Origin of the sequence: Blautia sp. AF17-9LB (assembly GCF_003479185.1) — a bacterium.
GTDB classification, from domain to species: domain Bacteria; phylum Bacillota; class Clostridia; order Lachnospirales; family Lachnospiraceae; genus Fusicatenibacter; species Fusicatenibacter saccharivorans.
In genome coordinates, this window is sequence record NZ_QUGU01000017.1 from 64768 (window position 1) to 91344 (window position 26577).

Annotated in this window: 26 protein-coding genes, 2 tRNA genes and 2 pseudogenes; 9 read left to right on the top strand and 21 right to left on the bottom strand. The window is 37.4% G+C overall.

Annotation, left to right across the window (positions count from 1 at the left end; all coding sequences use genetic code 11):
- Position 1: 1 nt before the first annotated feature.
- The 21 genes and pseudogenes from DWX00_RS15950 to DWX00_RS16050 all read right to left on the bottom strand — a co-directional run bounded on the left by DWX00_RS15950 (position 2) and on the right by DWX00_RS16050 (position 18296).
- Positions 2-760: a phage regulatory protein/antirepressor Ant gene (locus DWX00_RS15950; RefSeq protein ID WP_118595728.1), complete on the bottom strand. Its 759-nt coding sequence runs from the start codon at positions 758-760 to the stop codon at positions 2-4.
- A gap of 226 nt (positions 761-986) precedes the next feature.
- A tRNA-Trp gene (locus DWX00_RS15955) sits at positions 987-1058 on the bottom strand.
- Between the two features lie 42 nt (positions 1059-1100).
- On the bottom strand, positions 1101-1703 hold the full coding sequence (locus DWX00_RS15960) for a hypothetical protein (RefSeq protein ID WP_118595729.1): 603 nt from the start codon (positions 1701-1703) through the stop codon (positions 1101-1103).
- Between the two features lie 18 nt (positions 1704-1721).
- The gene (locus DWX00_RS15965; RefSeq protein ID WP_118595730.1) at positions 1722-1994 is read right to left on the bottom strand and encodes an HU family DNA-binding protein; all 273 of its coding nucleotides are present in this window, start codon (positions 1992-1994) and stop codon (positions 1722-1724) included.
- Between the two features lie 57 nt (positions 1995-2051).
- On the bottom strand, positions 2052-3293 hold the full coding sequence (iscB, locus tag DWX00_RS15970; RefSeq protein WP_118595731.1) for an RNA-guided endonuclease IscB: 1242 nt from the start codon (positions 3291-3293) through the stop codon (positions 2052-2054).
- Between the two features lie 710 nt (positions 3294-4003).
- Entirely contained in the window at positions 4004-4177 is a 174-nt protein-coding gene (locus DWX00_RS19915; RefSeq protein ID WP_199669517.1) for a hypothetical protein, read from the bottom strand.
- Between the two features lie 14 nt (positions 4178-4191).
- Positions 4192-5376: a hypothetical protein gene (locus DWX00_RS15975; protein WP_118595732.1), complete on the bottom strand. Its 1185-nt coding sequence runs from the start codon at positions 5374-5376 to the stop codon at positions 4192-4194.
- A gap of 35 nt (positions 5377-5411) precedes the next feature.
- On the bottom strand, positions 5412-5615 hold the full coding sequence (locus DWX00_RS15980; protein WP_118595733.1) for a hypothetical protein: 204 nt from the start codon (positions 5613-5615) through the stop codon (positions 5412-5414).
- A gap of 64 nt (positions 5616-5679) precedes the next feature.
- Entirely contained in the window at positions 5680-6333 is a 654-nt protein-coding gene (locus tag DWX00_RS15985; protein WP_158578889.1) for a ClpP family protease, read from the bottom strand.
- A 42-nt stretch (positions 6334-6375) separates the two neighbouring features.
- On the bottom strand, positions 6376-7380 hold the full coding sequence (locus tag DWX00_RS15990) for an LAGLIDADG family homing endonuclease (RefSeq protein ID WP_118595735.1): 1005 nt from the start codon (positions 7378-7380) through the stop codon (positions 6376-6378).
- A 231-nt stretch (positions 7381-7611) separates the two neighbouring features.
- Complete coding sequence (locus tag DWX00_RS16000) at positions 7612-8406, bottom strand: PhoH family protein (protein ID WP_118595737.1); 795 nt, start codon at positions 8404-8406, stop codon at positions 7612-7614.
- Between the two features lie 87 nt (positions 8407-8493).
- Positions 8494-8823: pseudogene (locus DWX00_RS20745) on the bottom strand (PIN domain-containing protein); the annotation flags it as partial.
- Positions 8824-9088: 265 nt separating this feature from the next.
- Positions 9089-9162: transfer RNA gene (locus tag DWX00_RS16010), tRNA-Ile, on the bottom strand.
- 1181 nt (positions 9163-10343) lie between these two features.
- Entirely contained in the window at positions 10344-11189 is an 846-nt protein-coding gene (locus DWX00_RS16015) for a hypothetical protein (RefSeq protein WP_147398275.1), read from the bottom strand.
- Positions 11173-13686, bottom strand: a complete 2514-nt coding sequence (locus DWX00_RS16020) for a hypothetical protein (RefSeq protein ID WP_118595739.1) — start codon at positions 13684-13686, stop codon at positions 11173-11175. The genes DWX00_RS16015 and DWX00_RS16020 overlap by 17 nt, the downstream gene beginning before the upstream one ends.
- 7 nt (positions 13687-13693) lie before the next feature.
- The gene (locus DWX00_RS16025; RefSeq protein ID WP_118595740.1) at positions 13694-14098 is read right to left on the bottom strand and encodes a hypothetical protein; all 405 of its coding nucleotides are present in this window, start codon (positions 14096-14098) and stop codon (positions 13694-13696) included.
- Positions 14095-14535 carry a deaminase gene (locus DWX00_RS16030; protein ID WP_243038034.1) on the bottom strand — a complete coding sequence of 147 codons (441 nt, stop codon included), beginning with the start codon at positions 14533-14535 and terminating at the stop codon, positions 14095-14097. The genes DWX00_RS16025 and DWX00_RS16030 overlap by 4 nt, the downstream gene beginning before the upstream one ends.
- Complete coding sequence (locus DWX00_RS16035; protein WP_118595742.1) at positions 14519-14764, bottom strand: hypothetical protein; 246 nt, start codon at positions 14762-14764, stop codon at positions 14519-14521. The genes DWX00_RS16030 and DWX00_RS16035 overlap by 17 nt, the downstream gene beginning before the upstream one ends.
- A 104-nt stretch (positions 14765-14868) precedes the next feature.
- Positions 14869-16728 carry an ATP-dependent helicase gene (locus tag DWX00_RS16040; protein ID WP_118595743.1) on the bottom strand — a complete coding sequence of 620 codons (1860 nt, stop codon included), beginning with the start codon at positions 16726-16728 and terminating at the stop codon, positions 14869-14871.
- 16 nt (positions 16729-16744) lie between these two features.
- Positions 16745-17902 (bottom strand): GIY-YIG nuclease family protein, encoded by a 1158-nt coding sequence (locus DWX00_RS16045; RefSeq protein ID WP_118595744.1) that lies wholly within the window; start codon positions 17900-17902, stop codon positions 16745-16747.
- A gap of 1 nt (position 17903) precedes the next feature.
- On the bottom strand, positions 17904-18296 hold the full coding sequence (locus DWX00_RS16050) for a hypothetical protein (protein ID WP_118595745.1): 393 nt from the start codon (positions 18294-18296) through the stop codon (positions 17904-17906).
- Between the two features lie 625 nt (positions 18297-18921).
- On the opposite strand from DWX00_RS16050, the gene DWX00_RS16055 reads away from it, so the two are divergent.
- The 9 genes and pseudogenes from DWX00_RS16055 to DWX00_RS16090 all read left to right on the top strand — a co-directional run.
- A complete protein-coding gene (locus tag DWX00_RS16055; protein ID WP_015529214.1) occupies positions 18922-19890 on the top strand; it encodes a DUF6017 domain-containing protein in 969 nt (322 codons plus the stop codon).
- Positions 19891-19914: 24 nt separating this feature from the next.
- A complete protein-coding gene (locus tag DWX00_RS16060) occupies positions 19915-20133 on the top strand; it encodes a DUF5348 domain-containing protein (RefSeq protein WP_015529213.1) in 219 nt (72 codons plus the stop codon).
- Positions 20134-20227: 94 nt separating this feature from the next.
- Positions 20228-20710: a PcfB family protein gene (locus tag DWX00_RS16065; protein WP_107572487.1), complete on the top strand. Its 483-nt coding sequence runs from the start codon at positions 20228-20230 to the stop codon at positions 20708-20710.
- Complete coding sequence (locus tag DWX00_RS16070) at positions 20707-22497, top strand: VirD4-like conjugal transfer protein, CD1115 family (protein ID WP_117443085.1); 1791 nt, start codon at positions 20707-20709, stop codon at positions 22495-22497. The genes DWX00_RS16065 and DWX00_RS16070 overlap by 4 nt, the downstream gene beginning before the upstream one ends.
- Complete coding sequence (locus DWX00_RS19920) at positions 22490-22660, top strand: hypothetical protein (RefSeq protein WP_164468384.1); 171 nt, start codon at positions 22490-22492, stop codon at positions 22658-22660. Before DWX00_RS16070 ends, DWX00_RS19920 begins: the two co-directional genes overlap by 8 nt.
- Before the next feature lie 194 nt (positions 22661-22854).
- Positions 22855-23070 carry a Maff2 family protein gene (locus DWX00_RS16075; protein ID WP_009906233.1) on the top strand — a complete coding sequence of 72 codons (216 nt, stop codon included), beginning with the start codon at positions 22855-22857 and terminating at the stop codon, positions 23068-23070.
- A gap of 18 nt (positions 23071-23088) precedes the next feature.
- Positions 23089-23958, top strand: a complete 870-nt coding sequence (locus DWX00_RS16080) for a VirB6/TrbL-like conjugal transfer protein, CD1112 family (protein ID WP_015529210.1) — start codon at positions 23089-23091, stop codon at positions 23956-23958.
- Positions 23959-23979: 21 nt separating this feature from the next.
- Positions 23980-24384 (top strand): PrgI family protein, encoded by a 405-nt coding sequence (locus DWX00_RS16085; protein ID WP_035394369.1) that lies wholly within the window; start codon positions 23980-23982, stop codon positions 24382-24384.
- Positions 24332-26530, top strand: a pseudogene (locus DWX00_RS16090) (VirB4-like conjugal transfer ATPase, CD1110 family); the annotation flags it as partial. The gene DWX00_RS16085 and the pseudogene DWX00_RS16090, both read left to right, overlap by 53 nt.
- Between the last annotated feature and the right edge of the window lie 47 nt (positions 26531-26577).

A 26577-nucleotide genomic window follows, 5' to 3' on the forward strand; every position in this document is an offset into this window, starting at 1 on the left:
CTTAGATCGCTAGATTCATAACCCAATTGTTATAATTCTCAATAATCCATTTTCTTCCTTTTTCTGTCCATTTCAGACAAGGTTTTGCTTTAGTATCTGTATAACTTTGATAGTCTGCATAATCCTCTGAAATCAACCATTCATATTCGGCATACGGACACCATGTACCAGATTTATTTTTAAAAATAATATGGTTCGCATACATAACTTGATTTAATTTAACGGCACTTGAAAACCCTAAATCTTTTGCTACAATAGTTGTAGTAATAAGACCATCTTTCTTCAATACGGTGTCATGATATTCTGCTTTCGGCTTCATTTCTTCATTTTCTGCAATAAGTGGAGCTGTGGCAAGTTCAACAAGTTTCTGATGCGCATAAGCTACTTCCGATGGATCTTTACTAAATAGCTGAAGTTTATATTTTTCTTCTTCAGAAAGATAATTTCCAGTTTTTAGTTTTTCTTCCATTTTATTAAATGCATCTATGTATTTAAGTTTCCATTCAAGAGCTTCTTTCCCAGTAAATCCCATACATAACAAAGAAAAACCATCTCTATTCATAAGATATTCATTATATTTTCTTCCTCTTGAATTGGTATACTCTGAAAGATAAAACATATTTTTCACTGCGGAATTTTCCGCCGTGAGATTTCTAATGGAATCAAGAACATCTCTGTGATTCTTATTAAACTTTTCAGCTACATCGCGGCTACTAGTAACAACTTGTCCATTTTCATTTTTTAAAATAATTTCGTTCATTTTATTTCTCCTTTTCTAAAATAGTTATTTTTAGTAAAAGGAGAGTGGGTGGTAATTATCCACCAAATCTCTCCGCAACGTGGTGTGATAGGAGCGTACCCTATACATTAGTTCCACCAACAGAGATGAAATAGAAGAGTAAAAACTATTCTATATAGCTCATTATCAGGTTATCCACCCGTCTCTAATCATTTATTCTCTGCATTCATTTACGGAAAATTGTAAACAGGAAGCCAGGGATTCGAACCCTGATTAACAGTTTTGGAGACTGCCGTGTTGCCAATTACACTAACGACCTATAGTTGAGTGCGTAAGCTGCAGTCTTACACACTCAACAAAATTATAAATAAAAACTTTTCAAAATCTCAGATAGACGATCCTTATCAAACTGTTCAGATGACCAATATGAAATAGAACTATATCCATTCTTATCATGCTTGCTACATGTAAATCCCTGTCCATCATCAGAGAAATCTACATTCATAGAATTGTCTTTGGAACGTGAATCACAGTCGTAGTCATCACAATCATGGTGGTCGATCATATGATCAGAGTCATCACCAGATTCTTCTTCCGTGATTTCAAATTCATATTTCATATCCGATTCAAAATATTTAACGCATTTAGAATTTGCATTTTCATCAAAAAATACAAATTTTGGAGATAGCATACAATATCTTCCGTCCAATTTTAGCTTCTCGCAAAATATTTCATCACACACAATACTAATAACATATTCGTCTTCATAGTTATCCCACTCAGGATCTGCTAACTCAACAAATTTTAGATCATAATCGTAAAATACCAATTCTCTCAAAATTTCTTTTGCATGATCATACTTAGCAACAAAACTTACGTTTCGATCACAATCATGTAGTAGCTCATAAGTCTCGACAACTACTTCGACTAATTCTTCAATACTTTTACATTTCAGTGTATGCATAAAATCACCACCGATCTATTAGAGAACAGCCTCTTTAAGAGCAGTAGCTGCCTTGAATTTCGGTGCTTTATGAGCAGCAACCATAATTGTTTCACCAGTCTGAGGATTACGTCTCTTAGATTCTGCCTTTTCTACAACCTCGAATTTTCCAAATCCTGCGATATTTACAGATTCTCCATCAGCCATTGCATCTTTGATGGTAACGAAAACAGCATCTACATATTTTGCTGCATCTTTCTGGGTTACTTCTAGGTTTGCTGCTACGGTTTTAATAATATCTTGTTTGTTCATTTTAATATTCTCCTTAAAATAATATAGTTAATTACATCTAATCATAGATAAGCGTGTTTAGCTCGCATTCTCAAACCAATAGATTTTTGAATATTTCCATAGTAATTTACACTTCCTCGCATTAACTTTTTTACAATGTTTTGTTGGACTTTGAAAATTAATCGCTTTTTGTTCAGGGTATAATGCTGTTACATATCCTCTGTGCGTTTCGCCATTTTTAAATGTATACTCAACCAAATCTCTATGCTTAATTCCTAAAACATGGTCGGTTTTCGCTTTGCTTTGTCTACGCATGGGTTTCATTGTCCATTCTTTCATATCATATGTATCAGGCTGCAAATCCGTAATACAGACAGCATCATTGGCGTGTGATTTCTCAATATTCCAGTCAATGCGTTTGTTGGCTGTATCTCCACCACTCGTCAGATATAATACCCCCAAACCTGACAATTGTTTTCGAAGCCACATCTTACCAATCATTACATGTTGTGCATAATTCAGGTTTTTATTGTCAGAAGATTTTAACAGGGAGAAATATCGATCCATATATAATTCTTCCTGGCCTTCAGTTTTCTGATGGCAGCTTTCACATAATGTAATCAGATTATCTAACGTGTTGGAACCATTTCGTCTTTTTGGTTTAATATGATGAACTTCTAATCTGCAGTTAGATTTTCCACATTCCATACACTTGCCACCATCTCTTAGAATAGTTGCTTTACGAATATTTTCATCTAATCTGTTGGATTTTTGATATTGCCAACGATAAGATTTATACCCATCTGTTAATACGCGGATATCAATAGAAACATCTTCCAGCCAATAATTTGTTATATTTATCCACTTATTAAGCTGATTGATAACTCTTATGGTAGCTTGTCGTTTCTGTAAGATACTTGGGGCAATTCGTCCTTCTCTTTTAGAAGATTTACGATTATTGAATCTCGCTTGTCTATATCTTTTATGATAACGGTGGTAGCGTCTATAACCCCGCCTAACTTCCATAAGATGCTTTACATCATTGCGCTGCTCGATGGTTCCTTTGAAAACAACTTTATTTTTCGTTTTACATTTCTGAACCAGAGCAATCCCTACATGAAGTCCGCCGTCATCTATTCCACAACGAATCTCATCTTTACAGATTTCATTTTCTTGAATTTCTTTTTTCAATTGTATTACCATTGGATATTTACTAACCAATGCTGCTCGTTTCTTACGGATAAGAAACCACGCTTTTTGTTCTTTTGTCGGCGCTAATTGTTTCCCATTCGCATCTAATACAAAAGCATAACTTGTCATTTCTGACGCCTTCCTTTCGGAGAATTTCTCTTCGTGCCAAAGTCAAGCAGAGGATATGCGTTTCCCTGTTATCAATACAGGACATTAGCATTGTTTCTTGGTTTGCACTCACAGAGCTTCAGACTGAAGATTACATCTAAAGGTGTGTCTTTACCTTACTGCTTAACATAGTTCCTATCTGCAACATGTCTTTCGACAGTAGCAGTCACTTAGGCTTGAGACCTATTGTTAAGCTATAAACAAGAGACTTAATGTGTCCACTCTTATCTATATTTGTATATATATTTCTATGTTTTTAGTTACTTAACAATTAGTCCTTTTGTTCAAATAAATTTTGCACTTATGAAGTGCTTGTCTAATTTTTTATAATGTGTTATTCTCTATAAGTACGGAGCATCTTCCGTATTCTTGGTCATCGGCTTTTCCCGAGTTTTGTACATTTGTTGTATAACAACGGAAAGGCAGGTGAAGTAACATGGCTATGTCATATTCGATATTAACGCCAGTTCACGTTAATGCTTATTGGCGTTTCCGTCTAAATAGATGGGAATTTGTCCGTGAGCATTGGCGTTCGCTACCTCGACCACGATAAAAACCGAGGAGCGCACCACGCAACGTCCAGATGGATCAGGCTCTCTGATAAGAGTTCTTGTATTCAATTCTAGGTAGCCGATGACCTTCTTTATATGTAAGTACAGATGTATCTGTACTTATTTTTCTACTTCAGCAGGATTTTGTGACTCAATAATTCCTACTTTGATCATGTATTCTGTTTCAAGATCCAGTACATTAGCTACCGTGTCATAATCTAAACCAGCTCGACCTTGAATGTATGAATTAAGTTCGTCATAATCCAACACTGGATTTTCGTCAATTTCTCCCATAATTGTATTCTCCATTAATTAAGCTTAATTGAATGTTGTGTTGTAAGCCCTTGTCCAAGCTCGAACTCAAATAAACTCGCGCCAGGGTTAGATGTTTTCCTTAGAGACATCCCATATGGATCGACGCCAATAATAGATCTGACAGTAAGACATTCTGCATCAATTCCAACTTCCACATTTGTTTTATGATGGCAATGAGCGCCAATCAAATAATCAAAATGTGTTTGATAAGCTCGCGCATATTCATCAATTGCGGTTTTAATGTTCGGAACTTCGCCATGAATACCTAATACTGCATATGTGCTTAGTACGGAATAATCCATTCCAGTTGGATTTTCAAGAATTACAATATTCTTATTGTCTTTAAGCCGTGCTTTAATTAATACAAGCATTGATTTACTCATATTTTCATCTACGAATGCATTTTTCGGCGCACCGCAAATTCTAAGCTGATTATGATTTGAATCAATCACCATTTGAAATTTAATTCGTACATATTTACTAAGTTCATTTAACCAATTTGCAAGGAAATTGGCATACAGAATAGAAGAGTCGATAATACCATATCTAAGCTTCATAAGTTGGGAATTTAAACGCAAGACACCCTGCAGTCCATCGCCTAACTCCCAAACATTTAATTCTGTAATATGTTCTTTATTCACAATCTGAACAACTTTATTTAAAAGATCCCACATACGTGTTTCGAAGATCTCTGGACTATATTCATTGATAATATTTCCAAACAAATCTTTAATCTCAAATTCAATCCCATAATGAGCATCAGCTAAACACAGAAGATATGATTTATGATCATGTATAGGTGGAATGTATTCCGGAATATCCAATGTTTTTAATTCACGAACTGCATTGCAAATTTTTTCTGTAACCATTTCAGCTCTCGCATCTTCGCGTAGCCATTTTGAATATTCTAGTTTTTCTGTTTGGATTTTCTTACGAGTTTTTTCTAATTCTCTTTGCGCGATCCGGATATCCTGCAACTGTTTATCAGAATCAACAAACATATCACGATTTGCATTCAGCATTCGATCAAATGTCGCTTTATCCTTCCGAAATTTTGATTCTCCATAATGAGTTCCAAGTAACTGATTGAGTACATCAGCTACATCATTCCATGAACCGATTATATCCTTATCTTTAGTAACTCTATATATAAGTTGATCATCTGTTTCACCAGGCAATCTTGTATAGGAAGTAATAGTAGATCACTCCCTTCTTACTCAACATCAACTGGTTCATCCAGTTCTTCTTCGTCCTTGACCTTAATATTAATTTCTACTGGTAGGTCTGCGAAGTCACGTAGAAGAGTAGAAAGTTGCTTATCTTCACCGTCAACATTGATTACCATAGTTTGTGGATTTAAAATACCAGTAACTTTCATTGAAGTTGTCGATGTTTTCTTATAAGTAAATGCTGCCATATCGTATAATTCTCCTTTTAATCCTAAAAATTTGTATAAAAATAGAAGAGTATTGAACTCTTCCTTAAATGATTTCGTCTAAACTTGTAATAATTTTATCTGCAACACCATATTTAATAGCTTCTTTCGCAGATAAATACCAGTCATTTTCAAAGTTTTCATTAAATACATCTTCTGGAATCTTTGTTCTAGATAAAACAAAGTCACCAAGTTCTTCGATTTGTCGTTGATAATTTAAAATTGCTGCAACTACATCATTGTATGTCCCAGCAAATTGACCAGCTCCCTTATGGATGAGGAATTCTGCCGTTGGAAATGTAAAACGCTCATGACATGCCAAATAAATAAAGCATCCACTTGATGCAGCCATACCAACATTGATTCCAATAACTTTTGTTTGACTTAGTTGAATTGTATCAACCAAACAGTTATTTACCTCTAAATCGCCACCAGGACTAAAGAAGATTACTTTAATTGGCTTACGTTCTTCTGCTGGAATATTATTTTTCTTATCTTCTGAATTCCACTGCATAATCATCTTTGCATATTCCAAAGTCATGGTTGTAATTTCATCATCAATCCAAATAATTCTATCATCGTAATTTTTATAAAATTGTAATAGAGTAGGATCTGGCAACTGTAAATTTTCTACATTACTTGGAATTGCAATGTCTAAATATGTTGTTTCTATTTTTTTCTTGAGTTCCTTTTTCTCCATTGGCAATATGCCTCGTGCTTTCATAATATTTCCATAAAAGGATTAATCTAATAAATCTGCCATAGCTGCAGTTTCACTTCGTTCTGTTTTATATGAATCACATATAAAATTTTCTATATTACTATCATCAAAAAATAACATATCGTCTAATAAATCTGCTATTTTCTGTGTTTCAGTTCTATTATCTTCCATAAAACACCACTTCATCATCGCAAGAGATTTTTGATATTTTCTTTCGAGATAAATTGTTTTGTCTTTATAAATGTAATTATGAAATAATTCTGCTGATTTTTTGGAATGAGTTCTTAATTCATAACATTTTTTGTGTTCAAAAGAGATAATATTAAAAGACGGTAATTGTGCTTTGGTTGCAACAAACTCAAGAAATGCTTTAGTACCCAATATACTATACGTATATGAATAGTTTTCAGGATAAAAACATACACATCCATCGCCATCAAAGTATCCGCGTATAAAGTGCGAAATTAAACCATCAGGAACAGAGGTAGGTGGTTCTAAAATCAAAGATTTATTTTCTACGCATCCATGACTAATTAAATCATTCACCATTTTAATAGACGTTATACAAGCTCTGTTTGCAAAATATTCTTTACCATTTAATTTTATTTTCCTATCTGCAATCGGCGCAGTAGATTGTATATCACTTAAAAAATTTTGAATATGATATTTATCATCTGATTTTAAAGTTAACTCTACTGATCCACCTTTTTCATGCCCCGATTTATCATACTTTTTACATATATATCCATCTGCATATAAAAATCCAAGCCAATAGGCCTTTGATTCTGTATCAATAGTTTTAAAGAAATTTTCATTTAAAGAGTTTTTTCGTGATGCAGATAAATATTCATGATTTTTTAATTGGTTATGTGGCCTGACGCCATACCCCAGTTCTTTTAAATATTTTGAAACTTTTTGTGCTTTAGTATGTAAAGCTTTCCCTATGTCCGAATATGTTTCTCCATCTTTGTACATTTCAAGCATTAATTCAGTTTCATCTTTTGAATAAATTCTTTTTTGGCTCATTATTTATCACCTATTATTTATCCTTTCGTATTTTTATTTATTTTCCATATAAAAAGACACCAAAGCCAAAAATAACTCTGGTGTCTTCGTATATTTATATGTCGTCACTCCTTGAATATCTTTTACAAAAGAATATTCAATACCTTTTGATTGAAGATATTTCATCTCAGGTACGTATTGAGTACTGTATTCTTTATCAAATTTTTTAATCACTAATATATAAATCCTTTCTTACATCAAATCTGCTAATTCGCTCAATTCAGATCTGTAATTATTTTTAAGTTTGACACACCCAAAGCTTTTATGTCCTTTGAATACGTCAATCAGTCTATTAATACCAACATTTTGGACGTTTGTATCCTTTTGTTCAATAATGTCACCCTCATATATTTGTTTACATCCAGATTTACAACGTTGAATAATTGTTTTTAGAGTATAAACATCCAAATTCTGACTTTCTGTAACCATACAGATGCTATCAGATTCAAATTCGACACCTCGAATATTTGCAGTTGGAATAATATCTAGCATTCCACGATCAAGCATGTATTCAACTTGCTGTAGATCGCCAAATTTTGATGCTAAAATATTTCCGATAGATGCAGAATAGATCAATTTTGTGACATGATCACCCTTTTCGTAGCCGAGAGTTTTTGCTCCTTTTAATGGTTCATAAGAGTAAACCATATAGCATTTTTTATATTTTCCTTTTTCGATTTCTTGCATGATATAATTAAGCGGAAGAGTAGTTTTACCACTACCAGCTTTACCATACAATACGGTAATGTCATTTGTATTAATCGAATCCATAGCGAATGATTGAATGTCGTCTAATGGTTTTAATGTACCAAACATATTAGATTTAAATGGTTTATTTCTAATAGTCTGATACATTCCGCCATCCCATTTTAATTTATCTACAACTTCATTGTCTGCATTTCGAATAATAACATATTCATTTGTTAATAAATTGAAAACATTTTCATTTAAATGTTCATAGAAATATGCCATATCATTTTCAGACAATGTAATATCTCTATATCCTTTATATAGATCTTCTTGAATAGTAGAAATACTGGAAACATCTAATCCAAAAATCCATTTTGCAATGGTTTTACAAGAAATATCGTTTGTAATAAATAAAATATCAGGAGTAGAATATGCACATGCACAAATCTGATTATCAGGAGTGTTTTCTAATCCAAAAGCATCTATAATTGAGATAATATCTTTGGTGGTAATAACAACTTTATATTTATCATCATTTTCATCTAAAATATGTAATAATTTTCTTGCTTTGTATTTTGTCTCTTCATCTTTTCGAGAACTTGTTTTAATGTTTTCTAGTTCTTCTAGAGTAGTAGAACTAATGTAAAAACTGTCTTCTAAAATTTTATCCTGTAGTAATAGAAGAGCGTTAGTATCATAAAATTTAGTTTTGATGGCTCCAAACCACCTTTCTCATTAAATTTCGCATTAGCGATGATATAATTTTTTTCTATAATTTTCGAGAAGTCTCATATTATGAGGAGTCTCACACAAATAGAATTTTTTACGTTTATGACATGATTCCGAATGGGATACGCCGCCTTCCGCATAAGGAACTCCATGCTTTACTAAATATTCTTTTTCTTGTTTAGTAATGAGTACTATATTAATGCACACCTTTCGTTTTAAATTTCTTTGTATTTACAACAAAGATAAATAGTTGGGGTGGTAGGACTCGAACCCACGACCGTTCGGATATAAGCCGAATGCTCTCACCAACTGAGCTACACCGCAATAATGCTACATAAGTAGCAAAATAAGTACGCTGAGATTAAACGTATCTTCGGAAACCTTTACCGACATTATTTTTTCTTCGGTTATCCACTATATGTTGCTTACGCACACACATAGTATCTTCCACAACCGCCTTTTGAGAAGGGGCTTATCTTCTTTACTGTATGACTACTCAAGTTTCATCGTTCCATTAACACTGCCGTGCTATAAATCTCCGCTAAGAGAACTGTGCAGAATCCGCTTAACACATCCAGATATTGCGTATCTTTCAGTGTGTGTATTACCTCAAAAGAGATTACACATTTTGGCTGCTTACACCATACAGAGGTACAGACTTTCGCTTGTATAATTTGTTTACCTTTTGCATTAAACCAATTTTTATATTCTTCCTGAACATACTAATTAATAGAAACGAAATTGAATACAGAAGACGCGCTGCACCAGATGTTTCATTATCTTTTGGATAACAAAATCCATCACGCCTTCGTAGCTTTCGGTTATAATCCCTACTCACATCCTGCATAAGCTAATTTGGCATCTCTACCAATTCACTTACCCAAATGGACATCGCACTTGTCTAATAAGGACTCGCACTATATATCCTCCTAATTCCCCATCATATCTTCATAGGTTCGCGTGAGCTATTCTGTTGCGCAGAAAAATGATTCTCAGCGGTTGCCCCTGAATCACCTTGTTGCTCCCTATTTCCTGATACTATTTCCACACAGGACTTACTCGTTTTACCGGTATGAAACTGCACTTTTTGAGTGCCTGGGATGTTAGTTTTGCATAGATTGACCAATTTTCATGGCGACGAGTTGTAAATTCGCCTTTAATACGCTCACACGCATCTATCTGTGCTATGCCACGAGTTGCGGGACTACGAGTCGAACGTAGCTTTAGAGAATATGAATCTCTCGTGGAACCGATCCAGCATATCCCGCGATAATACTGGCAGACTATTGTATCTGCCAGTGAAAAATAAAACATAAAAGAAAGAGGAGATAATTATGAAATTAACATAAAGAATTAACCTTTTGAAAAGGGCGGCAGAGAGTAACCGCCCGTTGAATAGACTACAGGTTTTGTTTCTTCCGGTGTAGTCAGAATAAAAAATGATTATTTATTCCCTTCAAAGAAAAACAATTTTTTTTGAAAAAGAGACAAAAATCTCAACAAAATTAAGCATTTTTCATACTGTCAGCTTCGAACATTTTATGGTTTCTCAGCTTCTTCATGCGATCTTTTGCTTTTTCTCGATCAATTTCTTCTGCACACTTACTACAATAAATCCTATTTGGTGCAGTCATTTTAACTCTTTTTCCGCATGATGGATTTGCACATTGTCTATATCCTTTTTTAAAGTTACCGATATATTGATTTCCCAAATTAGAAAATTCTTTTATCTTATATGCCACATTATCAGATTCAGCTAAATTAACTCTAATATTCAGGTTATCTATTTGTTTACCAAAATAAATATAACCATTTTTATATAAGTCATGAAGCAGTTCGTTTTTTTTATCCGACGTAAGAGTAATATTTGCCAATTTAAAAATTTCAGACAATCCTCTAAGATCCTTTTTATTAATCCATCCATCAGAATCCATATAACGAGCTACGGCATATAAAGTAAACATAAATTTCTTTTGTCTGTCATTAGGAAGTGAGTTAATAAGATCAATTTCTTCTTGATAAATTGGAACATATTTTAATTCTCTGAATTGTTTGTCTTTTCCGTTAATTTCTTCCTTTTGCTTTGACTTTTTATCTTTCTCGCTATCATAAAAAATATCACATACATTCTCAATTTTGTGAATCCATTTATACTCCTGATAGCCATAAATCATCATATCGGAAATCTTATTTGTAACGATTTCAACTAACTGTTTTTTTTCTATATTTTCATTGTTAATATAATAATATTTTGCTGTTAAAACAATCAAATAGCCAATAGATAGATCTTCTGGTTTCTTCTTTGAAGCCAGAACAGATCTAATATAATCCTTCTCATTCAGTATATACATTTTCATTCTCCATTTCTTCCAAACGTTTAATAAGCAAGTCACCAATACAGTCCCAACAAAACTGTCGATTCCCCTTATAACCATAGGTAATATCAAGGATAATATTCATACGCTCTTCATCGTTTGGGCAAAGTTCAATAGCCTCTTGCCTAAATTTTTCGCATAAATATTTTCTGTTATTATTTGATTGTTCTTTGTCGGAAGATCTGTTTGCTTTATACTCCTTAATACATTCACGATACTCTTGTTCAAGATCATGTAAAGCTTTTCGATGTTCTTCTGTGCATCGACGTTTAACTTTTAAACGATTGTAATCAAAAGTAGAATCATGATGTAATTGTGATTTATATCCGTCTAATTGACTTTCAACATACCAGCAGATTTTATTCATTGCACAAGCTCCAATGCCAACCGGCATTTTATACTCATACCAAAATAAAAAATCCTTTTGTTCGTCAGTTAAATTATCCTTTTTACTATATAAATCTTGAATACTGCAATCATATAATGCAGCACATTTTATCTCGCTTTCCTTGATATAATTCTTATACTTACGTTTAATCTCATCATAAATATAGATCATAAAATACGGTTTTCGATAAGCACAAATTGATTGTAAATAATGATTATCTTTGCAAGCACCAAGATTATACCAATATTTTGCCATTGGCTTTGCAATAATTCCTTTGATTTTATCCAATTCATCCTGTTGGTGAAGCTGTCCACATTCAATACGATATAATAAATCATTATATTCATTAGACCCCTCTTTAAATCGAGATAACACTTCAATCATAGAAGTTACACGATTTGTAATCTGACCAACCTGATTTCCCATGCCGTTTTTATTTGTTTTTTTTACTTCTTTTTCATTAATAATAATCTTATTGGCTTTTCTTTGAACACATTCAATTGCTAATAATTTTCTAAAACAACGAAGTAAGACTTTATTATTGGTTGAATATAAAAGATCGCCATCCCAGTCGCAACCGTTTTCCGCCACACAAAAAGAATCCCATGCATTGATAATCATAATAGTATCCATATACTGATACCAATACAAACATTCTTCGTTTGAAATTACATTGCATTTTCGAATATTATTGTGAGAAGTCATTGGACTTCGAAAGATAACTACAGAATCTACAGATTTGTCAATCCAGAATTTTGAGTAGCATTGATCAGCTTTTAATAAGCCAGTTATTTCTAGTCCACAAATTGATTGCATTAACGCAAACGGATCACCACTAGCAATTTGATAATTACCATTTACAATTAATTTACCAATTTTTGCATCATTTATTTTCTTCTTAATATACCTATGAGTTGAATCGATAATATACGGATCACCAAGCATATATTGGCTTGTATATAATGCGCGTTGCCATGAATTCACGTCTGTATTTTCATTAATTCCAAGAAATTTAATGGTGGATTCGTAGTCTCCACACATAGCATCTTTTAAATGCTGAATGGTAGGATTGCACAATTCTTTAATATCATCATCAGTGAATTCATAAGACTGTAAATATTGATAATTTAATTCACGTTCTTCATCTAAGATATGAGGAGAAATTTTCGTAACTGCAAATTCATATCCACACTCTCTATATGCGGCAATATATTCGTCAATACTTTCATATGCCGACCATAATTTCAATGAAGATTCCGTGAGAATCATTTCACACTCTCGAATGTCCTGCACATTACCCCAAATATCCTCGATAAAATAATTCCCATTATTATATTTTTCGATAAACTCTATAATTGGGAAAGGGTAGAGCATACCTTTTAACCAGGCATTTCGCAAACATACACCTGCAGGAGTATAATCTAATCCAAGAGATTCAGCAACTCTTTGCATATATCCAATAGTACATAAATTAAACCCATCAGACACTGTATTTTCCATTACTTTATGTTTTTTTTCGCGAATTGGCTCACCGTCTCCAACTCCACTATCGAGAGAAATTACATCATCTTCGTATTGAGTAATGCAATCTTTCACAACTAAAATTCCATGTGGTTCGCAAATTGGCTGCGATGCAGAGCAAGTTAACGCTTTGTATGCTTCATATTTTGCTGGAACTAATGGCACTTCTTTGTTTCGCCTACATTCACATAATTCATTTAGTTTATCTATGTATTCCGAATTACAGAATAGAAGAGTGTTATTCTTCAAACCACCTGTTGTTCCAACAAAACGTCTATAATTTATACCATTTACAGTAACACCTTTTTTGTTTGTTGCTCTTGCAAAATCTGTTTTTTGATCAATAACGACTTGCATAAAAAGTTTCGAAAAATCACATTTCCATTTTGCTTTCTTCATGATTTTCTTTGCCATAATTCGAAATTGCTGACCCTCAAATAATGAAACAGATTCTTGGTATTTAAATGCTTCTTTTTTATCAATATTCAAATTCCATTTAGAATATTTTAATTTATCTGTTCCAATTTTAAAAATCTCATACTGAGGTACATTAATACCTGCCATATATCTTTTATTCCTCCAAAATCTTATATTCTCCATCGCCAACACAGACAATAATTCCATACTGATGTAGCTCTAAATCATTAAACATACCACCAACTTGAAGATAGTCTTCAGAAATGTTTTTCAATTTAATACAATGAATTTCACCATCATATTTAATTGCACCAAGCATTTCATTCTTTTCATTGATTGCAAAAACAACACAATAATTGCAATCTTGAGTATCTACAAGCTCATAACAAAAATCATAGATGTCATCATCATCTGCCAATAGAACATTCATCTTCTCACCACATCCGCATTCACATACTGGCGCACATAACATGTTATATTCAGGATCTAATCCAAAATCCTTAAGTTTCAAATTTTTAAAATTCCATACAAAATCTATAATATTTGTATTAATATTCATACTAAATCCTCCTGTGTTATACATTCATAAGCAAAGCCTTCGTTTGTAGTATAATAAATGTGCTTTATGCCTAAATCCTTGATGGCAGCCATACATGACGGACATGGCCTAGACATACCATAAGGTTTATCATTTCGTTTTCGATATATATATAATTTTACTTTGGAAAAATCTATATCCAGATGTCGGATTGAATTGATACAGCTAATTTCTGCATGTATTTTAGGAAGAAGTGTTTCCTGATCAACGTCAGTAATTCTATATTTGTTATAATATTTCTGTACTGGATGTGTTTTGTTGGTATTACAACCAATGCCAATAATATTTCCCTTATATACTGCTACACAACCAATATGTACGTTTTTATAATCAGAAATATCTGCAGCCTGTCTTGCTTTAGATAAATATCTACGATCAGTTTTAGTAAACAAACTCATCCACTTCCTTTACTGTGGACTGATTAGTTTTAAATTTTTGTGTTTGAATAATATTTCTTCGACACTGTTCATCAAATTTTCTGTCTGCAATAATCTTTTCTGCGAAGTGCGATCCATGTGATAGGGTAGTAGAATTCGGATATGGAGAAAGTTCTGTAACCTGAATTACTCCTCCAAATCTTGCATTATCTCTTAAACTTCTGGTGCAAAATCTTGTGTTCTCTTTCATAATTAGCATCTCCTTTGATTTTCATAATTTTTAAATACATTTCTATCACTCCTTAGTTATAGGGATGATTAATAGTTCCTAATTTTATATTCTCTAAACATTCATTAACACTTCATCTTTTTAACGCTATCTCCAAGTTCATCAATGAACGGACTAGGAGTCATAAGATTATCATTGTATGATGCAGTAGAAGAGAGATATAATTCATTCTCTGCTCTTGTAATTCCGACATATAATAACCTGCGTTCATCATCGAGATTGTCACTTTTTGCATGTGGGAGCAGTCCATCATTCAATCCAACAATGAACACGATTGGATATTCCAAACCTTTTGCTCTATGAATTGTTGAGAGATGTACTTTATCATTATTCTCCATTGCAACTTGTCTATTGATGTCATCTAAGTACAACATAAACTCGTTTAAATCAAAATACTTTTCTGCAATATTCTGAAAAGCATCCATATTTTCAATCTGTTCCGAAAATCCACCATCATCAGCCTGTTTACCCTTGCTAACAAAATCATCGATTTTAAGATAGAATCTCAAATATTCAATCATCTTACCAACCGACTCGAATTTTCTGTTCTGTAGTGTATTAATAACTTCATATAATTGATCAATTCCATTTTTGAAACGCCAATTTCTGCGATCAATCGTAAACATTGCATTGTACAACGAAGTGTTTTTCCTCGTAGCATTTTCCTTGACTTCAGCGAAAAATTTCTGGTCTAACCAACGATTTGGTTTATTATACACATACGAAAATGCTGAATTATCTCCTTCGTGCAATGCCAATTTAAGATAAGAGATCAGTAACTTAATCTCTGGTAGCTCCGTAAACATAACCCCATTAACAACGTCATATGGAATCATATTTTTAGACATGACAGTTTGCAATATTGTCAACTGGGCATTTGTCCTTGCTAGAACAGCCATATCTCTATACTCATTATTCTCTTTTTTCTCTGTGATCTTTTTACAAATCCAAGAGGCTTCATCATATTCACTTACAAATTTTCTGTATTCAGGGAACTGATTTGTTCCTTTAGAAGCAATACTTTCTACATAATTCTTATCCTTACTGTCAGGAATATGTTGTGCTAACATATTCGCCATGCGTACAATATCTGTACTACATCTGTAATTCGTGTTTAAATGGACGATTTTCACATCAGAATAATCCTGATCAAACTGCATAATGTATTCACTTCGCCCACCACGAAAAGAATAGATTGCCTGTAAAGGATCACCTACAATCATAGTGTTTTTATTATTAATTCTTTTAAGAAGAAGAGACTGTGCCATAGACACATCCTGAAACTCATCTGATAATACGTACAGATATTTATTCTGATAAAATTTTAAAATATCTGGGAATTTGTCAAAACACTGATTTGCCATATTCAGGAAATCATCAAATTCAATATAGGACTTATCCTTTTTATAATCTTCGTACATTTTATAAATCTTTTTCATCCGATCATCAGGATACGGATCGTCATCTGAATAAATCAAGTCATCTGTTGACCTTAACATATTTGTCTTTTGAATTCCCAAAAATCTCAGTATTCCATTATAAGGGACATCATCTTTATTCCTGCATAATCCAAGTAAATCACAGCAAATTTCTTTCAGTGCTTTTTCTTTTTCCCAAGATGCAGTCCATACTTTGTACTTTCCATATCCATATGTAGAAGTAATAATTTTAAGAGCGAGAGAGTGAAAAGTTTCTACATTTACACTAACTACTCCAAGTTTTCCTAATCTATGCTCAATGCTTTCTTTTGCCTTTTTACTGAACGTGACAGCCAAAATAGTAGTGGGATCAATTCCATGATTCTTGACCATGTTTAAAATTCTATATGTAAGTACAGATGTCTTTCCAGATCCAGCTGCAGCAATGACAACCATATTTCCGTCTATGGTGTGAATAGCTTCTTTTTGGTTTGTATTAAATTCCATTTTTATACCTCCTTTGCTAATCTTGTCTTTTAAAGTAATCTTTTCCATACTGATTGATAATTTCTAAAATTCTATCTTTACCTTTTTCTGTTATTTGATATCTATATAAATCAGAATTGCATGTTTTAAAATGTTTTAATTCTAAATATCCGTCAGTTAAAGAAGATTCCCTGGCAAAAAATCTATTGCTGTTATCCACATTTAATAGATTTTCGTACACCAATGTCTTTTTGAATAACAAATAATCATGTTCTTCTCTTGAAAGTAGAATTCCATTATCACAAAGTGATTCAGTCAAACTCGTAAAACTATATTTTTCACCAGGACACAGTGGATATGTTTTATTGTTATATTCATATGTTCCATTTTCCGTATCAACACCAATATATTCTCTGCTTTTTGAATGACTATGTTTCTTTTTTTGTTTTGTCTCAGGCGTTTCATGAATTCCATTTTCATTCAAATTTTTTCTAACTTTTTCTTTTAAATTTTCTGATAAAATTTTGTCAGGATCGTCATATATCATCTGTAAAACATCTTTATAGATAACTTCGTAATTATCAAAAGTTTTCTTTTCATTATTTTTAAGTTCTAAAAATGGATTTTTCGTATTATAAAGAACATATTTTTTATAACGATAAGTTAAATAATATGCAGCTTCTAAATATAGTGTTCTTGTTTTTGTTACTGCTCTGCCTTTGTAATAGGATGTTTCAAAAAAGAAAATAGGTTTAAAAGAAAAACGGTTAATGTCTTTGTTTTTATTAAATGATTCTTGAAGAGCTATGCAATGATGTGTGCCGTTATACAACATACTGATATGTTGCGAGAACCTTGCAAACATATTGACTGTTTCTCCAATGTATATTTCACCAGTTTCTCTATTTGTAATTTTGTAACAACCTGCAATGGTTTTTATATTAAAATTTGCAGTAATATAAGATAAAAGATAATTCAATAAAGAAATTGTATCGTCCAACACTTCATTCGATGGGTCGAGAATTGACGATTCTTGATCTAAATAACACATTAAAGCCTCTTGTGGAGTTATGTTGTTTTGACCTAGTTTCATCATAGTAAAAGAATATTCGTTTTTATCAATGGTATCTTTTAGTGAGTATTTTTTATGAATATTCGTGAGTAGTAATTTTAAATAATGTTGATCTTCTGTCATATTATCCTTCTTTCTTTAAATTAAATTTTTCAAAAACAGTTTCATCTCTTTGCTTCGTTAAGTACTCCTCGTATTTATTCTCTTTATACATAGCTCTATATTTGCTATTTTCAGAATGGATATAATCATATATCTGCTGAATTTCTTCCAAAGAGTATTTTTGACCCTTACCCTTTGCAATCTGGTTATACATTTGGGCCAGCTTACGTTTACGATTCGCATTTTCAACTTCACTATTAATCCATTTGTAAGATTTCTTTTCTTTTTTCTGCGATCCAGCATAAGAATCAATGTATAATTTATCTGCAGGCCGACCATACACGTTTGTCATACGAGAAATATTTTTTTCATCAGATGATAGTAAAAAATCATCTTGACGAAAAATATAGATCAACTGGTTTTTCTCCAAAACGCGATTGTATTCTTTTATACTTCTTATGGAAATTCCAGATAAATCGGACAGATATTCGATCGTCATATTGCCAACAACACGACTTTTATGTTCTAATGAATCGAGCCACACATCGATAGAAGAGCTGATCGTACCAATAAGAATTGAAAAATATCTAAGCAATTGAAAATTATTACAGTCTGTTATTTGAAATATTTTTCTTATTTCAAAAAAATTAGTTGATTGTCTTGAAAAATGCTTGATTTGCAGGCATATTCGCAGGTTTGCAGATTGATTTTACTACTCATTTACTACTTTTAACGAATTGAGCCTTGATATGCAAAAAGCACCTGCGGACTGCCGGATAGACCGCTGCACCACCTTACGCGGCACGTCGAAAAGAAAAAATAAAATAAGCACCACCTATAAGGCGGCGTTTCTCACTCCTACACAGGAGAACAGGAACGCTGCTTTTTTTATGCCCTCGTGTTACGCAGTAAGGGCAAACAAAGCCTTGATTTATGCGGCTCTTAGAGCGTGGAAATGAGAAAGACAAGGGTTGATACCTTTTCCCTCAAAACCGCGTTTCTACTGCGTAACAAATCCAACGAAAAGGAGTGACGAAGCTATGGCAGTTTTCCGCGTGGAAAAGAACAAAGGTTATACCGTTATGAGCAACCACCATTTACGCAACAAGGAGCTTTCCTTAAAGGCAAAGGGCTTGTTGTCGCAAATGCTCTCACTTCCCGAAGATTGGGACTACACCCTTGCAGGACTGTCCCTTATCAACCGGGAAAAGATTGACGCTATCCGGGAAGCAGTACGGGAACTGGAAAATGCCGGATATATACAGCGTTCAAGGGAACGTGATGAGAAAGGATGCTTACGCGGTACAACGTATGTTATCTATGAGCAGCCGCCTAAGTTGGATTTACCTACATTGGAAAAACCAACATTGGATAATCCAACATTGGAAAAGCCTATGTTGGAAAAACCTACGTTGGAAAATCCAACGCAATTAAATAAAGAACTATTAAAGACTAACTTACCAACAAAAGAAAAATTAAATACAGATATATTAAGTACCCATTCCATTCCTTTCCATTCCCTAAATCCCTTTCCCTTAGAGGACGCGGCACAGCCGCCGGAACGGAAGCGAAAGGAAACGACAGACGCATATCGCGTGTATGAGGAAATCATCAAGGACAATATCGAGTACGACTATCTGATACAGGACAGATACCTTGACCGGGACAGGATAGAGGAAATCCTTGCCCTTATTCTTGAAACCGTCTGCACCAAACGAAGAACAATCCGTATCGCCGGGGACGACCACCCGGCAGAGCTTGTAAAAGCAAAATTTATGAAACTGAACAGCGAACATATCCGCTTTGTACTGGACTGTATGCAGGAAAACACCACCAAAATCCGCAACATCAAGCAGTACATGAAAGCTGCCCTTTTCAATGCCCCGTCTACGATTGGCAGCTATTACACGTCCCTTGTATCTCACGATATGTACGGCGGGCGCACTATCCAGTCGGCAAGAAGCAAGGGCATACCCGATTACACCTGCAACGAGGGCGAAAGCCTGTAAACCAACCTAAAGGAGGATTTTATGATGACACAGAGAACAGGAGCTTTGATTTTTGATGAAACCGCTGACCGCTACGACATTCGCTTTGACGTAAACGACTATTACGGGGGTTTGCATTGCGGCGACTGCATGGAGGTCTTTGTGCGGGGCAAATGGAAGCCTACCCGTATGGAGTACGGGGACAACTGGTATCTTGTAGGTATTCGGGCGGCAGACCTTTCCGGGCTGCGGGTACGGATTTAACAGGGCGGCGTGAAAGCGGACGCTCTTTTTTTCATGCCCGCCCCGCTTCCCGGCGGCGGGCATACCACCATAGAACACGAAAGGAGGACACCCATTGCAGGAGGAAACCAACGAAAAGACCATAGCCCTTTACATCAAGACCGGGAAGCTGACGGCGCAGCAGCTCCAAAAGGCTATGAAAGCCCTGCTTGCACAGATGAAAAAGCAGCATGACAGACAGAAAATCCCGCATGGAAAGCAGACCCTAAAGCAGCTTATGAAGCAGAACGCGGGCGTTTCCAACATTGAAATCACAAAGGACAATATCAAAGCCTTTGAGAGTACGGCGAAAAAATACGGGATTGACTTTGCCCTAAAGAAAGACAGCACCGAAACCCCGCCCCGCTATCTTGTGTTTTTCAAGGGACGGGACGCGGACGCACTGACCGCAGCTTTCAAGGAGTTTTCCGCAAAGAAACTGACGCAGGAACAAAAGCCCCCTATCCGAAAGCTGATTGTTTCCCTCAAAGAAAAGGCGGCGGCTCTGAACACACAGCGGGACAAAGTAAAAAACAAAGACAGGGGGATTGCAAGATGAACGCTATCAACTGGAAAAAACTGCTGCTTCCCAACATTCCCTATCTGTTCTTTGTGTATCTTTTTGATAAAGTCGGGCAGGCGGTACGCCTTTCGCCGGGGGCTGACCTGTCCGGCAAGGTGTTGTCGCTTGGGGAGGGATTTTCTATGGCTTTTGCAAACCCGCTTCCGAGTTTTGCCCCTATGGATTTGCTTATCGGTATTGCGGGGGCTGTCCTTATCCGGCTTATGGTGTACTTCAAAGGCAAGAACGCGAAGAAATACCGGAAAGGTATCGAATACGGCTCTGCCCGTTGGGGGACTGCCGAAGATATTAAGCCCTACACCGACCCGGTATTTCAGAATAACGTGCTGCTGACGCAGACGGAACGGCTTACCATGAACAGCCGCCCGAAGCAGCCGAAGTATGCAAGGAATAAAAATATCCTTGTTATCGGGGGAAGCGGCAGCGGAAAGACGAGATTTTTCGTGAAGCCCAACTTAATGCAAATGCACAGCAGCTACGTTGTAACCGACCCGAAAGGAACGGTTTTAGTCGAGTGCGGGAAGCTCTTACAGCGGGGCGGCTACCGGATAAAAGTGCTGAACACGATTAACTTCAAAAAAAGCATGAAATACAATCCCTTTGCCTATCTCCGCAGCGAAAAAGACATTTTGAAACTGGTAAATACCTTGATTGCCAACACCAAAGGGGACGGGGAAAAAGCCGGGGAGGATTTTTGGGTAAAATCGGAACGGCTCTTTTACTGCGCCCTTATCGGCTACATTTGGTACGAAGCCCCGGAGGAAGAAAAGAACTTCACGACGCTGCTTGAAATGATAAATGCGTCGGAAGCCCGCGAGGACGACCCGGAATTTCAGTCCCCCGTTGACCTTATGTTTGAACGGTTGGAGGAAAAAGACCCGGAACACTTTGCCGTCCGGCAGTATAAGAAATTCCTGTTATCTGCGGGAAAGACACGAAGCTCTATCCTCATTTCCTGCGGTGCGCGGCTTTCCCCTTTTGACATTAAGGAACTGCGCGACCTTATGGAAACTGATGAAATGGAGCTTGACACCATAGGCGACCGTAAGACCGCTCTGTTTGTCATTATCAGCGACACCGACGATACTTTTAACTTTGTGGTATCAATCCTTTACACACAGCTTTTCAATCTCCTTTGCGACAAGGCAGATAATGAATACGGCGGCAGGCTGCCCGTCCATGTGCGCTGTCTGTTAGACGAATTTGCAAATATCGGGCAGATACCGAAGTTTGAAAAGCTCATAGCCACCATACGAAGCCGGGAAATCTCCGCGTCGATTATCTTACAGTCGCAAAGCCAGTTAAAGGCAATCTATAAGGACAACGCCGATACCATAGCCGGCAACTGCGACACCACCCTTTTCTTGGGCGGCAAGGAGAAAACCACCCTCAAAGAAATGTCGGAAATCTTGGGGAAAGAAACCATTGACAGCTTCAACACTTCCGAGAACCGGGGGCGCGAGGTATCGCATGGGCTGAACTATCAGAAGTTAGGCAAGCAGCTTATGACGGAAGATGAAATTGCAGTCATGGACGGCGGGAAATGTATCTTGCAGCTACGAGGGGTGCGCCCGTTCTTCTCTGATAAGTATGATATTACAAAGCATCCCAACTATAAATACCTGTCCGACTATGACAAGAAAAATACCTTTGATATGGAAAAGCATTTAAGGCGCAGACCCGCCCTTGTGAAGCCGGACGAACCCTTTGACTATTACGAAATCAGTGAAGCAGATTTGCAGGAGGACACCGACCATGAATAGACGTATCCGAAAGAAAAAGGATAAGAAAATCACAGAAGCCATAAACGGGCTTATTTTCATTGCCGAGCGACGGGAGCAACAGCGACAGACAGCTATCCGGCAGTTTGTAAAACGGTGTGAAGCCCTGTATGAGCAGCAGCGAAAGGAGGAATTGACGCAGTAACAAAGAAACAGACAACTTACAGAATACGCGCCCCTACTGGAAAATCCATAACGCCCATACTTAAAAACTGAATACCGCCGCGCGGCAGACACATAGGCAGCGCGGGGACTTATGACCGCGGCAGTTACAAAACTGACCGCCGTTTTTTATGCCCTTTTATGGGGCAAGCCGCATTTGCGGCAGAAAGGAGCTTTATGGAATTTTTTAACTCTGCTATCGACGTATTACAGACCCTTGTTATCGCACTGGGCGCAGGCTTAGGCATTTGGGGCGTTATCAACCTCTTAGAGGGATATGGAAACGACAATCCGGGTGCAAAATCACAGGGCATTAAGCAGCTTATGGCGGGCGGCGGTGTTGCCCTTATCGGCACTATCCTTGTACCGCTTCTTTCCGGTCTGTTCGGATAAGTTTACGGAGGGTAGCCTATGGAGAGCATACTTGACGCGATTAACGAATGGATAAAAGAAATCCTTATCGGCGCGATAAACGGTAATCTGTCAACGATGTTCGGGGACGTAAACGAAAAAGTAGGCACCATTGCAGCGGAGGTAGGCAAGACCCCACAGGGGTGGAACGCGAACATTTTCAACATGATACAAAATCTGTCGGAAAATGTGATTGTACCCATTGCGGGGCTTGTCATTACCTATGTCCTCTGTTATGAGCTTATCAGCATGGTAACGGAAAAAAACAATATGCACGACGTTGACACGTTCATGTTCTTTAAGTGGTTTTTCAAAGCCTTTGTTGCCGTTTTCTTGGTAACGCACACCTTTGATATTACTATGGCGGTGTTTGATATGGCGCAGCATATTGTGTCCGGCGCGGCGGGGGTAATCGGCGGCGATACGAATATCGACGTAACCGAAGCCCTTGCCGCCATGCAGGAGGGACTAAAAGATATGGAAATCCCCGAACTACTGTTACTTGTCATGGAAACGAGCCTTGTAAGCCTTTGTATGAAAATCATGTCCGTACTGATAACCGTTATCCTCTACGGCAGAATGATTGAGATATACGCCTACTGTTCCGTTTCCCCTATCCCTTTTGCCACCATGACAAACCGGGAATGGGGACAGATTGGGAACAACTACCTAAAGGGGCTGTTTGCACTTGGTTTTCAAGGCTTCCTCATTATGATATGCGTCGGCATTTATGCGGTTTTGGTAGGCGAAATGGTCTTAGCGGACAACCTGCACAGCGCGATTTTTTCCCTTGCAGCCTATACCGTTATCCTCTGTTTCTCCCTGTTCAAATCCGGCGCACTGGCAAAATCTATATTCAACGCCCACTAAGGGCAGAAAGGAGGTTTTTTCTTGGCGTATGTACCTGTACCCAAAGACTTATCCAAAGTCAAAACAAAAGTCGCTTTCAATCTGACAAAGCGGCAAATCCTTTGTTTTTCAGTGGCACTTCTTATGGGACTGCCACTTTTCTTTTTGTTCAAAGACAGCGCAGGGACGAGCCTTGCGGCAATGGCAATGATTGTCGTCATGCTTCCCTGCTTTTTGGTTGCCATGTATGAAAAGCATGGGCAGCCCCTTGAAGTGGTTGTAAAGAACATCATTCAGACAAAATTGACCCGCCCCAAAGTGCGACCGTATCAGACGGAAAACCTGTATGCACTCTTGGAGAAACAGCGGGCATTAGAAAAGGAGGTATCAGCGATTGTCAAAAGGACAGACAAAAAAGACGCGGGAAGCCGCAGGAAACAGGCGTAAGCTGACCCGCGCGGAAAAGAAACAGATAGCGGCGGTTATCCGGCAGGCAAAGGGGGACGGCAAAGCCCACACCGCACAGCAGACCATTCCCTACCTTGCCATGTACCCGGACGGTATCTGCAAAGTGGCACAGCGGAAATATTCAAAGAGCATTGCCTTTGAGGACATCAACTATCAGCTTGCACAGGCAGACGATAAGACCGCCATTTTTGAAAACTGGTGCGATTTTCTCAACTACTTTGACGCAAGCGTGAACGTGCAGCTTTCTTTCATCAATCAAGGCTCACAGCAGGAACAGGCAGCGCTGGCAATCCATATCCCGCTGCAAAATGACGATTTTAACTCTATCCGCACTGAGTATTCCGATATGCTGAAATCGCAGCTTGCCAAAGGGAACAACGGGCTTGTCAAGCATAAGTACATCACATTTTCCATTGAAGCGGACAATCCGGCGGCAGCAAGGGCGCGGCTTTCCCGTATTGAAACAGACGTACTCAATAATTTTAAGGTGCTTGGGGTATCGGCGCACCCCTTATCCGGCTATGAACGCCTAAAGGTGCTGCATGGGGTATTCCACCCGGCAGGCGAGCCGTTCTCATTCTCTTATGACTGGCTGACCCCGACGGGGCTTACCACAAAGGACTTTATCGCCCCGTCCTCTTTCAAGTTCGGGGAGGGACGCTACTTTGCTATGGGGAAAAAGACGGGGGCGGTATCGTTCCTTGAAATCCTTGCCCCGGAGTTAAACGACCGTATCTTAGCGGATATGTTGGACTTGGAAACAGGCGTTATTGTCAATCTCCACATTAAAAGTATCGACCAGTCGGAAGCAATCAAGACCATTAAGCGCAAAATCACTGACCTTGACAAGATGAAGATTGAGGAACAGAAAAAAGCGGTTAGAAGCGGTTACGATATGGATATAATCCCGTCCGACCTTGCCACCTTTGGAAATGAAGCAAAGAACCTGTTGCAGGATTTACAGAGCCGCAACGAGCGAATGTTTCTTCTCACGTTCCTTGTGGTAAACATGACAGACACGAAGCGGAAACTGGAAAATGACATTTTCGCGGCGGCGGGCATTGCACAGAAATACAACTGCGCCCTGACCCGTCTTGACTATCAGCAGGAAGCGGGGCTGATGTCCTCTATCCCTTTGGGGGAGAACCTTATCCCGATACAACGGGGACTTACCACATCAAGCACCGCTATTTTTATCCCGTTCATCACGCAGGAGCTATTTCAGACCGGGTCTGCCCTGTATTATGGGCTGAACGCTTTAAGCAACAACATGATACTCTGCGACCGCAAGCAGCTTAAAAACCCGAATGGGCTTATCTTGGGAACACCGGGCAGCGGAAAATCCTTTGCGGCAAAGCGGGAAATCACAAACGCCTTTCTCATTACTGACGATGATATTTTTATCTGCGACCCGGAAGCCGAGTATTTTGCCCTTGTCAAGCGGCTTGGCGGGCAAGTGATACGCTTATCCCCGACCGGGAAAGGCATGGACGGCAAGCCCCAGTATGTGAACCCTATGGATATGAACCTTAATTACAGCGAGGACGACAGCCCCCTTGCACTGAAAAGTGATTTTATCCTGTCCCTCTGCGAGCTTGTCATTGGCGGCAAGGAGGGCTTGCAGCCCGTTGATAAGACCGTCATTGACCGCGCCGTAAGGAATGTGTACCGGGACTACCTTGCTGACCCCGACCCGGCAAAAATGCCTATCTTGGGCGACCTTTACGACGAGCTGTTAAAACAGCCGGAGCCGGAAGCTGCCCGCATTGCAGCGGCATTGGAGCTGTATGTTTCCGGCAGTCTTAACGTATTCAACCACAGAACGAATGTGGAGCTTTCTAACCGCCTTGTCTGCTTTGACATTAAGCAGCTTGGGAAGCAGCTCAAAAAGTTAGGTATGCTCATTGTGCAAGACCAGATATGGAACCGCGTTACCATTAACCGGGCAGAAAAGAAATCTACCCGCTACTATATGGACGAATTTCACTTGCTCTTAAAAGAGGAACAGACCGCCGCTTACAGTGTGGAGATTTGGAAGCGTTTTAGAAAATGGGGAGGCATACCCACAGCTATCACGCAGAACATTAAGGACTTGCTTGCTTCCCGCGAGGTGGAAAATATCTTTGGTGCGACACGTTGACGCACAAACATCACGCTATGAGGGTAATACTT

Bases quoted from the DNA above. Each gene is read 5' to 3' on its own strand.
- DWX00_RS15960 (WP_118595729.1), bottom strand. From the start codon at position 1,703: ATGCATACACTGAAATGTAAAAGTATTGAAGAATTAGTCGAAGTAGTT.
- DWX00_RS16035 (WP_118595742.1), bottom strand. From the start codon at position 14,764: ATGAAAGAGAACACAAGATTTTGCACCAGAAGTTTAAGAGATAATGCA.
- DWX00_RS15980 (WP_118595733.1), bottom strand. From the start codon at position 5,615: ATGGCAGCATTTACTTATAAGAAAACATCGACAACTTCAATGAAAGTT.
- DWX00_RS19915 (WP_199669517.1), bottom strand. From the start codon at position 4,177: ATGGGAGAAATTGACGAAAATCCAGTGTTGGATTATGACGAACTTAAT.
- DWX00_RS16030 (WP_243038034.1), bottom strand. From the start codon at position 14,535: ATGAGTTTGTTTACTAAAACTGATCGTAGATATTTATCTAAAGCAAGA.
- DWX00_RS15985 (WP_158578889.1), bottom strand. From the start codon at position 6,333: ATGGAGAAAAAGGAACTCAAGAAAAAAATAGAAACAACATATTTAGAC.
- DWX00_RS16020 (WP_118595739.1), bottom strand. From the start codon at position 13,686: ATGGCAGGTATTAATGTACCTCAGTATGAGATTTTTAAAATTGGAACA.
- DWX00_RS15990 (WP_118595735.1), bottom strand. From the start codon at position 7,380: ATGAGCCAAAAAAGAATTTATTCAAAAGATGAAACTGAATTAATGCTT.
- DWX00_RS16045 (WP_118595744.1), bottom strand. From the start codon at position 17,902: ATGACAGAAGATCAACATTATTTAAAATTACTACTCACGAATATTCAT.
- DWX00_RS16060 (WP_015529213.1), top strand. From the start codon at position 19,915: ATGACACAGAGAACAGGAGCTTTGATTTTTGATGAAACCGCTGACCGC.
- DWX00_RS16080 (WP_015529210.1), top strand. From the start codon at position 23,089: ATGGAGAGCATACTTGACGCGATTAACGAATGGATAAAAGAAATCCTT.
- DWX00_RS16025 (WP_118595740.1), bottom strand. From the start codon at position 14,098: ATGAATATTAATACAAATATTATAGATTTTGTATGGAATTTTAAAAAT.
- DWX00_RS15965 (WP_118595730.1), bottom strand. From the start codon at position 1,994: ATGAACAAACAAGATATTATTAAAACCGTAGCAGCAAACCTAGAAGTA.
- DWX00_RS19920 (WP_164468384.1), top strand. From the start codon at position 22,490: ATGAATAGACGTATCCGAAAGAAAAAGGATAAGAAAATCACAGAAGCC.
- DWX00_RS15950 (WP_118595728.1), bottom strand. From the start codon at position 760: ATGAACGAAATTATTTTAAAAAATGAAAATGGACAAGTTGTTACTAGT.
- DWX00_RS16055 (WP_015529214.1), top strand. From the start codon at position 18,922: ATGGCAGTTTTCCGCGTGGAAAAGAACAAAGGTTATACCGTTATGAGC.
- DWX00_RS16075 (WP_009906233.1), top strand. From the start codon at position 22,855: ATGGAATTTTTTAACTCTGCTATCGACGTATTACAGACCCTTGTTATC.
- DWX00_RS16015 (WP_147398275.1), bottom strand. From the start codon at position 11,189: ATGTATATACTGAATGAGAAGGATTATATTAGATCTGTTCTGGCTTCA.
- DWX00_RS16070 (WP_117443085.1), top strand. From the start codon at position 20,707: ATGAACGCTATCAACTGGAAAAAACTGCTGCTTCCCAACATTCCCTAT.
- DWX00_RS16040 (WP_118595743.1), bottom strand. From the start codon at position 16,728: ATGGAATTTAATACAAACCAAAAAGAAGCTATTCACACCATAGACGGA.
- iscB (WP_118595731.1), bottom strand. From the start codon at position 3,293: ATGACAAGTTATGCTTTTGTATTAGATGCGAATGGGAAACAATTAGCG.